Source organism: Psychrobacter sp. 1U2 (assembly GCF_051847575.1).
Genome location: NZ_JBPYDC010000762.1, coordinates 1 through 847, shown reverse-complemented (window position 1 = coordinate 847; position 847 = coordinate 1). Strand labels below are relative to the sequence as shown.

Sequence of the window (847 nt, the reverse complement as noted above, 5' to 3'; positions counted from 1 at the left end):
GGATGTCAGGATCAAAACCTGATGCCTTACCAACTTGGCTATACCCCTATTGTGGCGACCTATTATAAGTAAATTTTGAGATTTTGCAAGTCATTTATGTTCTTTTCTGCCTTTTATTCGTAAAAAGTAAACTCTAAGGTAGTTTTGGCAATTCAGTAATGAAAAGCAATCATAGTCGTTGTCCATAGTTGTTTTAACAAAGCCGCATTCATACACATGTCTTACTCAATACCATAAAGAAAATAAGGTAATATAGATAGCACTACCAGCACGTACGGAATAAGGAAAGTGATATGACTTATCTTCTAACCAAGCACAGTAACAATCACATTGAATTAACCATTAATGGCAAAATACATAGTGATGATATGAATCGTCTACTTGATGAATGGGTGCAGGCAACGGTGTCTATGGTTCAGGCTGACCCAAATACTGAACTACAAAACGCCACTTTGCTCTATCGCATTGATAGCTTTGCCATGCCATCTTTTTCAGCAGTAATGGATGAGATGAGACGTATGCCTGAGTTATGGGCAACCATGAAGTATTTTGGCAAGATGGCAGTTATCAGTGAGCAGCAATGGCTACAAAAGGTTGCTGAAATTGAAGGTTGGATGATACCAAATTTGGATATCAAAGGCTTTAACCCTGACAAAGAGTCAGCTGCTAAGGTTTGGCTAGGACTGCAAGGTTAGCGTGTAGGTTGAGCTTGAATAAGTATGTCTTGCACACACCATTTTCAATGATCCGTATCTTTTCGGTGTGTAAGACGCATTCTATACAAGTTTGTGTAGGGTGCGCCCAGTGCACTGATATTGAGTTAAGACAACTATAAATGGTACGCTAG

Annotated in this window: 1 protein-coding gene; it reads left to right on the top strand. The window is 39.2% G+C overall.

All coding sequences use genetic code 11. The features are described from left to right. The first annotated feature begins 293 nt into the window (after positions 1 to 293). On the top strand, positions 294 to 695 hold the full coding sequence (locus ACS8FD_RS18590; RefSeq protein ID WP_439262296.1) for a SpoIIAA family protein: 402 nt from the start codon (positions 294 to 296) through the stop codon (positions 693 to 695). The last annotated feature ends 152 nt before the right edge of the window (positions 696 to 847 follow it).